Below are 7,727 nucleotides of genomic sequence, written 5' to 3' on the forward strand. Positions count from 1 at the left end.
CACCCTCCCCTGAAGAGGAGGGAGTCGAAAGGACGACGTTATGAACCTTCAGGACATGTTCGGCCTCGACGGCCGCATCGCGCTCGTCACCGGCGGTTCGCGCGGCATCGGCAAGATGATCGTCGAGGGTTATCTCGCCGCCGGCGCGGCGCGCGTTTATATCTCGGCGCGCAAGAGTGCGCAGATCGAAGAAGCCGTCGCCGATTTCGAGACGCGCTACCCGGGCAAGGTCATCGGCCTGCCGGTCGATCTCGCGACGGTCGAGGGCTGCCGCGCGCTCGCCAAGGAGCTTGAGGCGCGCGAGGAACGCCTCGACATCCTCGTCAACAACGCCGGCGCGGCTTGGGGCGAACCCTTTGAAGGTTTCCCCGAGGCGGGCTGGGACAAGGTGATGGACATCAACGTCAAATCGCCCTTCTTTCTGACGCAGGCGCTGCACGGGCTGCTGAAGGCGGCGGGTACGCCTGAGCGTCCGGCGAAGATCATCAACATCGGCTCGATCGACGGCCTGCGTTTGAACCCGTGGGAAACCTACAGCTACCACGCGTCGAAGGCGGCGATCCTGTACCTCACCAAGCGCCTCGCGGCGCGGCTCGTCACCGACAATATCATCGTCACCGCGATCGCGCCCGGCGCCTTCCAGTCGGACATGAACAAGGCGGCGCGCGACCATGGCGACGCGGTGGCGAAGAGCATCCCGGTGAAGCGCATCGGCGTGCCCGAGGATATGGCTGGCGCCGCAATCTTCCTCGCGTCGAAAGCGGGCGACTATGTCGTCGGCGACACGATCGCGGTCGACGGTGGGCTCGTCCACGGGGATCTGAAGACCAGCATCGACGCGTAAACCGTTCGTCATGCCGGGCTTGACCCGGCACCCGCCTTTCTTCGTCAGAAAAGGCAGGCCCCGGAGCAAGTCCGAGGTGACGAGAGACAGGAAATTTGACTCGGCCCTTCCCAAGGTGTATTATCTAACTAATGCACCAAGGAGAAAGCCCATGCGCTTCGCTTATCTGATCCCCCCGATGCTCATCCTTGCCGCCTGCGGGCAGGAGGAAGAGAAAAAGACCGGCCCCGAAATCTCGATCAACGCCGGCGATGAGCATGGCGGCGTCCAGATCACGTCGAGCAAGGACGGCGGCGGCAAGGTCAAGATCGGCGGCGACGGGGTCGATATCGACATCAATGTCCCCGACTTCGTCGATTTCGACGTCACCGGCGATTTCGACATCGATGGGGTAAAGCTCTATCCGGGCAGCCAGGTGACCAATGTCAATGTCGACGCGAACGACAAGGGCGGCGCCAAAACGGCGGTGGTCAAACTCGGTTTCACCTCCCCCGCCGCGCCCGCCAAGGCGGCCGACTGGATGGCCGGCGAATTCGCCAAGAAATCGGTCCAGGTCAGCCGCACCGGCGACACGCTCGCGGGCAAGGACAAGGACGGCAATGATTTCACGATCAAGTTCGGGCCGGACGGCGCGACCAGCAAGGGCGAAGTGCTGATCACCAAGAGCTGAACCTCTCCTTCGTCATTGCGAGGAGCGAAGCGACGCGGCAATCCAGAGCAGGCGCAGACCGCTCTGGATTGCTTCGCTTCGCTCGCAATGACGAAGTGTTTTAGGCCTACCCGCTGTTCCGCAGCGCCGTCGCGCTCGCGTTGATCGTCAGCTGGATGCCTTCGGCAATGCGCGGGTCGGTCTCGCCCGCGCGGTGGCGCTTCATCAACTCGATCTGGAGCAGGTTGAGCGGTTCGATATAGGGCAGGCGAAGCCGGATCGACGCCTCAAGCGCGGGGTTCTTTTCGAGCAGCCGCGTCTGGCCGGTGATGGTGAGCAGCCCGTCATGTGCGCGGTTCCACCCGTCGCGGATACGGCGGAAGATGGCGTCATGCCCGTCGACATGCGCCGCGAGCCCCGCATAGCGCGCCGCGATCCCCATGTCCGACTTCGCGAGCACCATTTCCATATTGCCGAGCAGCGCCGCGAAAAAGGGCCAGCTCGCCGCCATGTCTGCCAAGAGAGCCTTATCGGCGAAGCCCGCAAAGGCCTCCCCCGTCCCGTACCAGCCGGGCAGCATCGCGCGCGCCTGCGCCCAGCTGAACACCCATGGGATCGCGCGCAAATCCTCGATCGCGGTCGATTTGGTGCGGCTCGACGGCCGCGACCCGATCTTCAGCGTCGCGATCTCGGCGATCGGCGTCATCGCGCGGAAGAAATCCTTGAAGGTCGGCGTGTCGTAGACGAGTCCGCGATAGGCGGCAAAGGCGCTGTCCGACAGCGCGTCCATCGCGGCGGTGAAGCGCACGCAGTCGGCTGCGCCCAGCGCCTCGGGTTCGAGACTCGCGAGCAGGCTCGCCGACACCATCGATTCGAGGTTGGTCGCCGCGCTGTCCGCCGTGCCATATTTGGCGCCGATCACCTCGCCCTGTTCGGTGATGCGGATGCGGCCCTGCACCGTGCCCGCGGGCTGGGCGCGGATCGCGGCAAAGGCGCTGCCGCCGCCGCGCCCGACCGCGCCGCCGCGGCCGTGGAACAATTGCATCGACGGACCCGCCGCCGCGAACACCGGGGTCAGCGCCTGCGACGCCTGGTGCAGCCCCCAGGTCGAGGTGAGGTACCCGCCGTCCTTGTTCGAATCCGAATAGCCGATCATCACTTCCTGATGCCCGCGCCGGGCCACTTGCGGCCCGATCGCGGGCATCGCGAAATAGCGCGCCATGATCGCGGGCGCCTTGTCGAGGTCGGCGATCGTCTCGAACAAAGGGACGACCATCAGGTTCGACTGGCCCGCCGCTTCGCCGCTCCGCCACAGCCCCGCCTCGCGCGCCAGCACATGGACCTCGAGCAGGTCGGACAGCGTCTGCGCCATCGAGATGATCCACTGGCAGATCGCATCGGGGCCCAGTCGCGCGCGGACGTCGGCGGCGGCGCGCACGATCGCGAGCTCGCCCGCGGTCTCCTCGCTCCATTCGTGCCACGATGCGGCGAGCGGCCGGTCGCTCGCGAGCTCGGCGGTCAGCAGTGCGATGCGTGCCTCTTCGTCCAGCGCCGCATAATCGTCGCACACCCCCGCGACGCGCAGCACTTCGGCGAGTACGCGTTCGTGGACCGCGCTGTTCTGGCGCATGTCGAGCGTCGCAAGGTGGAAACCGAACACCTCGACCGCGCGGATCAGCCGTCCGAGCGCGCCGACCCCGCCGAGCTGGCCCTCGCCGCTCGCCGCCAGCCCGTCGGCCAAGGTGACGAGGTCGCGGCGGAAATCCTCGGGCGCCGCATAGGGTTCGCCCTTCAGCGCCGAGGGGCGCGGCGGCGCCTTGCCGGTGATCGCGGCAAAAGTCGCGGTCAGCCGGGCATAGATGCCCGACAAGGCGCGGCGATAGGGTTCGTCGCGGCGGCTCGGCGCGGTGTCGCCGCTCGCCTCGGCCAGCGCCTCGACCGCTGCGGGCACGGGAGCCAGCCCCGCCGACACTGACAGTTCGGCGCCGAGCGCATGGACGGCGTCGCTATAATGGCCGAGCACCGCCGCGGCATTACGGCCGGTCGCCATGGCGAGTGTCTCGGCGGTGACGAAGGGATTGCCGTCGCGGTCCCCGCCGATCCAGCTGCCGACGCGCAGGAAGCTTGCGGGGCGCTGCCCCAGCTCCTTTTCCCAGCGCGCATAAAGCTTGGGCACCACCGGCAGGAAGACGTCGCGCAGATAGGTCAGCGCATTGTCGATCTCGTCGGCGACGAACAGTTTTTCCATGCGCAGCGGGCGCGTCTGCCACAGCAGCACGATCTGCCGGCGGATCGCATCCTCGACGATGTCGCCCTCGGGGGTCTCCTCGGCGCCTGCGTCGCGCAGCAGCATCAGCTCGGCGATGCGGTTCTTGTGGTCGAGCATCGACTTGCGCCGCACCTCGGTCGGATGCGCGGTGAGTACCGGCGCGACCAGCGCGGCGCTCATCAGCTGCGCCACCGCATCGGCGTCGATCCCGTCGGTCTTCAGCCGCGCCAGTGCCGCGGCGACCGTCGCCTCGGGCTCGGCAGCGATACCCTGCCGGTCCTCGGCGAGGTTCGCGAGCATCGAGAAGAGCATGAAGCCGCGCACGAAGGCGATGGTGTCGTCGAGGCTCAGCGCATCGAGCCCCGCATCGCTCGCCTCGGCGCCCGCGATGCCGCGATGCCGGTCGACGCTGACCGAGCGTATATATTCGGTCTGGCGGTACAGCTTGTCGCCGCCATAGGCGCGGATGACGTCGCCCAATATCCGCCCAAGATAGCGGATGTCGGGATTTTGCGAGATCTGGATCGGAGGCCCCATGCGCACTTGCTGCACCTGCGAAGGTGCAGGGTCAAGCAAGCGATGGACGCGCATAGCTATGCCATGCGTGGGCGCGGTTCAGGCGAAGGTGTCGATGACGTCGTCGCTGAAACCACGACCCCGGCTCAGCGCCCAGGCGCCGCGAACCCCGCCGACCATCGCCGCGAACATGATGATGCCGACGATCCAGCTGAAGATCGTGCCGCTCACCAGCATGCCGATCGCATAGAGCGCGGCGGCAATCACCGCGAGGATCGCGCCGCGCCCCGACCGCAGCATCGTCGCGGCGATCAGCATCAGCGCGATCTCGGCGACCGCGATCAGCAATATCGGATTCGCCTGCCCGATCAGCGCGACCAGATTGTCGAACCCGACCGTCAGCCACAGCAGGAACAGCCGACCGAAACCGACGATATACAGCGCGAGCGACGCGGTCTGCGCGGCATTGAGCGCCCCCGCGCGCGTCGTCAGGTCGGGCGACCAGAGATTCTTGAACGTGTTACCCGAACCGCCTTCATAGGCCATGATATTCCCCCCGTTGCGGGCCAGGCACACGCCCCGTGCGCCCGCACCCCTCCGGCCTCGCTATCGCTGGCGGCGGCGGCGATCCAGCATTTGTTGGGGGGTGACGTCAGCGCGTCTTGACCATCACCAGCGTGCCCATGTCGATTGCCGGCCGACCGTCGAAGCGCACGCTGTTCCGCGTGTCGGTGATGAACATCAGTCTGCCCGATGCGTCGGTGATCCGCGCCGACACCGCATAGCTGCCGCGCGGGTCGAGCCGGCGTTCGTCGACGGTCAGCGAGAAAGCGAAGGGCACCTGCCGTCCGTCGGCGGTGAAGCTCTGCTGCGCGATCGTGCGCGACGGGGCGTCTGCCAGGCTGACGTCGGCGAGCTGCACCTCGACCTGCGCCGTCGGCGGCAGCGCGATGCGCTCGCGATAGGTGATCGTGCCGCTCACCGTAACCGGCTTTTCGCCCGGCATCATCGTCGCGCAGCCGGCGAGCAGCGGTGCGGCGGCAAGGCCGAGGATCAGCGTGCGGGCGAAGCGGGCCATGGGGTTCTCCTTTTGCGTGGCGGACGACCTGCTAGGCCGCGGCGCCTGAACCTGTGCTGTCCCGGCCGCGTCGCTGCGTCACCCCTCCAGCTCGACGTCCCAGTACAGCCAGTCGATCCAACTCGTGTGCAGATAGCCCGGCGGGAAGCAGCGGCCATTGTCCTGCAACTGCCACGAGGTCGGGCGCCACGGCTGGCGGTGGATCGGCATATGTGCCTGCTGCGGGGTTCGCCCGCCCTTCTTGAGGTTGCACGGTGCGCAGGCGGTGGTGACATTCTCCCACGTCGTGCGTCCGCCCAGCCGGCGCGGCACGACATGGTCGAAGGTCAGGTCCTTGCCCGACCCGCAATATTGGCACGAAAATCGGTCGCGCAGGAACAGGTTGAAGCGCGTGAAGGCCGGATATTGCGACGGCTTCACATATTGGCGCAGCGCGATCACGCTCGGGATCGGCATCGTGCGCGTCGGCGAATGGATTTCGCGTTCGTAATTTTCGACGATCGTCACGCGGTCGAGGAACACCGCCTTGACCGCGGTCTGCCAAGGCCACAGGCTGAGCGGGTAATAGCTGAGCGGCGTATAGTCGGCGTTCAAAACAAGCGCGGGGCAACTGTCGGGATGCCGGGCAAGATCGGGATGGAACATGGCTTGGTAACGCTGCCCCCTTTGCTTCTCGGGTTGGCGCGCCACTGCCTTCCCCAAGTGACAGGGTCATTACATGACGCATCGGAATCTGACGTCAAGGGGGCATCTGCCGCAACATATGGAAAGATTTCCCCGAGAGTCCCACAGCATGTGGAAAATATGATCTAAACCATGCGCACCCGTTTTGCCCCCAGCCCGACCGGCGAACTCCACCTCGGTCACGCCTATAGCGCGCTGCTCGCTCATGATGCGGCGCAGCGCGCGGGCGGCGCCTTCCATATCCGTATCGACGACATCGACGGCAGCCGCTCGCGCGAGGCCTATGTCGCCGCCTCGCTTGCCGACCTCGGCTGGCTCGGCATCGACTGGGCCGGCGAACCCGTGCGCCAGTCGGCGCGCCTCGGCGCCTACCAGGCGGCGCTCGACGACCTGCGCCGCCGCGACCTCGTCTATCCCTGTTTCTGCACCCGCGCCGATATCGCCGCGAGCCTCGCCGCGCCGCACGGGCCATCTGGAGCGATCTACCCCGGCACCTGCCGCCATCTCGGCGCGCCCGAGCGCGAACGGCGGCTCGCCACCGAGCCGCATTGCTGGCGCCTCGACATGGCAAAGGCGAGTGACCGCGCGGGCGAATTGCAGTGGGAAGAGGAGGAGCAGGGGCTTCGTCGCGCCAACCCGCTCGCCCACGGCGACGTCGTGCTCGCGCGCAAGGACGCCCCCGCCAGCTACCATCTCGCCAGCACGCTCGACGATGCGATGATGGGGATCACGCACATCATCCGCGGCTCCGACCTGATCGCCTCGACCGACGTCCACCGGCTGCTCCAGGCGTTGCTCGACCTGCCGACCCCGCTCTATCGCCACCATGCGCTCGTCTGCGGCGCCGACGGAAAAAGGCTGGCGAAGCGCGACGCGGCCGCGTCGCTCGCTTCGCTGCGTGCCGCCGGGGTCGACGGCCGCACGCTCGCCGCCGATCTGCTCATGGGCCGGCTTCCCACTGGATATTCGCTGCAAATGCCCTAGATAGGGCGCATGTCCATCCTGCTCATCCTCGGCGTCGTCATCGCTGCCGGTTTCGTCCTCTTCTCGCTTGCACGCGGGCTCTTCTATTTCTCGCAGGGGCACCGCGCCGCGATGGACGGGACGGCGCACGAAAATCAGGTGATGCAGAACAAGATGATGATGGCACGCGTCAAATGGCAGGCGATCACGATCATCCTGCTCGTGCTCGTCGGCCTGTTCGCCGCGGGCGGTGGGTCCTGACGACCAAGCCCCGCCCGGCGCAGGCACGATAGATGGTCAAGCTCAACAAGATCTACACGCGCACCGGCGACGACGGCACCACCGGGCTCGTCGACGGATCGCGCGTCGCCAAGTCCGACGCGCTGATGGCGGCGATCGGCGACGTCGACGAAGCGAACAGCGCGATCGGCGTCGCGGTCGCGGCGCTCGACGCCGGCAGCGACGAAGCCGCGATGCTGTCGCGCATCCAGAACGAACTGTTCGACCTCGGCGCCGACCTCGCCACCCCCGCCGACATCCAGTTCGGCTTCGGCCCGCACGAAATGGCGCTGCGCATCGTGCCCACGCAAATCGCGCGGCTCGAGGACGAGATCGATGCGATGAACGAGGGGCTCGAGCCGCTCAAAAGCTTCATCCTGCCCGGCGGGACCGAGGCGGCGGCGCGGCTTCACCTCGCGCGCGCCATTTCGCGCCGCGCCGAACG

The 7,727-nt window shown here is 67.0% G+C and carries 9 protein-coding genes; 5 read left to right on the forward strand and 4 right to left on the reverse strand.

Features of this window, described 5'->3' with window-relative positions; translation table 11 throughout:
• Positions 1-40 precede the first annotated feature (40 nt).
• Positions 41-844 (forward strand): SDR family oxidoreductase, encoded by an 804-nt coding sequence (locus tag B1A78_RS19085; RefSeq protein ID WP_077148480.1) that lies wholly within the window; start codon positions 41-43, stop codon positions 842-844.
• 151 nt (positions 845-995) lie between these two features.
• Entirely contained in the window at positions 996-1,514 is a 519-nt protein-coding gene (locus B1A78_RS19090) for a hypothetical protein (protein WP_077148481.1), read from the forward strand.
• A gap of 106 nt (positions 1,515-1,620) precedes the next feature.
• Here B1A78_RS19090 and ppc read toward each other — a convergent pair whose 3' ends face one another.
• From ppc to B1A78_RS19110, 4 genes are all read right to left on the reverse strand, one after another.
• Positions 1,621-4,299: a phosphoenolpyruvate carboxylase gene (gene ppc, locus B1A78_RS19095; RefSeq protein ID WP_077148482.1), complete on the reverse strand. Its 2,679-nt coding sequence runs from the start codon at positions 4,297-4,299 to the stop codon at positions 1,621-1,623.
• Positions 4,300-4,377: 78 nt separating this feature from the next.
• Positions 4,378-4,824, reverse strand: coding sequence for a hypothetical protein (locus tag B1A78_RS19100; RefSeq protein ID WP_077148483.1), 447 nt, complete (start codon positions 4,822-4,824; stop codon positions 4,378-4,380).
• A 106-nt stretch (positions 4,825-4,930) separates the two neighbouring features.
• Positions 4,931-5,356 carry a YbaY family lipoprotein gene (locus B1A78_RS19105; RefSeq protein WP_077148484.1) on the reverse strand — a complete coding sequence of 142 codons (426 nt, stop codon included), beginning with the start codon at positions 5,354-5,356 and terminating at the stop codon, positions 4,931-4,933.
• A gap of 78 nt (positions 5,357-5,434) precedes the next feature.
• Positions 5,435-6,001: an HNH endonuclease gene (locus B1A78_RS19110; RefSeq protein WP_077148485.1), complete on the reverse strand. Its 567-nt coding sequence runs from the start codon at positions 5,999-6,001 to the stop codon at positions 5,435-5,437.
• 171 nt (positions 6,002-6,172) lie between these two features.
• On the opposite strand from B1A78_RS19110, the gene gluQRS reads away from it, so the two are divergent.
• From gluQRS to B1A78_RS19125, 3 genes are all read left to right on the forward strand, one after another.
• Positions 6,173-7,024 (forward strand): tRNA glutamyl-Q(34) synthetase GluQRS, encoded by an 852-nt coding sequence (gluQRS, locus tag B1A78_RS19115; RefSeq protein WP_077148486.1) that lies wholly within the window; start codon positions 6,173-6,175, stop codon positions 7,022-7,024.
• Between the two features lie 9 nt (positions 7,025-7,033).
• The gene (locus tag B1A78_RS19120; RefSeq protein ID WP_077148487.1) at positions 7,034-7,264 is read left to right on the forward strand and encodes an HIG1 domain-containing protein; all 231 of its coding nucleotides are present in this window, start codon (positions 7,034-7,036) and stop codon (positions 7,262-7,264) included.
• A 32-nt stretch (positions 7,265-7,296) separates the two neighbouring features.
• Positions 7,297-7,727: cob(I)yrinic acid a,c-diamide adenosyltransferase (locus B1A78_RS19125; RefSeq protein WP_077148488.1), on the forward strand; the 431-nt coding region annotated here is incomplete at its 3' end.

Source organism: Sphingopyxis sp. KK2 (assembly GCF_001990265.1).
Classification (GTDB): Bacteria; Pseudomonadota; Alphaproteobacteria; order Sphingomonadales; family Sphingomonadaceae; genus Sphingopyxis.

Bases quoted from the DNA above. Each gene is read 5' to 3' on its own strand.
- B1A78_RS19105 (WP_077148484.1), bottom strand. From the start codon at position 5,356: ATGGCCCGCTTCGCCCGCACGCTGATCCTCGGCCTTGCCGCCGCACCG.
- B1A78_RS19085 (WP_077148480.1), top strand. From the start codon at position 41: ATGAACCTTCAGGACATGTTCGGCCTCGACGGCCGCATCGCGCTCGTC.
- B1A78_RS19110 (WP_077148485.1), bottom strand. From the start codon at position 6,001: ATGTTCCATCCCGATCTTGCCCGGCATCCCGACAGTTGCCCCGCGCTT.
- B1A78_RS19100 (WP_077148483.1), bottom strand. From the start codon at position 4,824: ATGGCCTATGAAGGCGGTTCGGGTAACACGTTCAAGAATCTCTGGTCG.
- B1A78_RS19120 (WP_077148487.1), top strand. From the start codon at position 7,034: ATGTCCATCCTGCTCATCCTCGGCGTCGTCATCGCTGCCGGTTTCGTC.
- gluQRS (WP_077148486.1), top strand. From the start codon at position 6,173: ATGCGCACCCGTTTTGCCCCCAGCCCGACCGGCGAACTCCACCTCGGT.
- B1A78_RS19090 (WP_077148481.1), top strand. From the start codon at position 996: ATGCGCTTCGCTTATCTGATCCCCCCGATGCTCATCCTTGCCGCCTGC.
- ppc (WP_077148482.1), bottom strand. From the start codon at position 4,299: ATGGGGCCTCCGATCCAGATCTCGCAAAATCCCGACATCCGCTATCTT.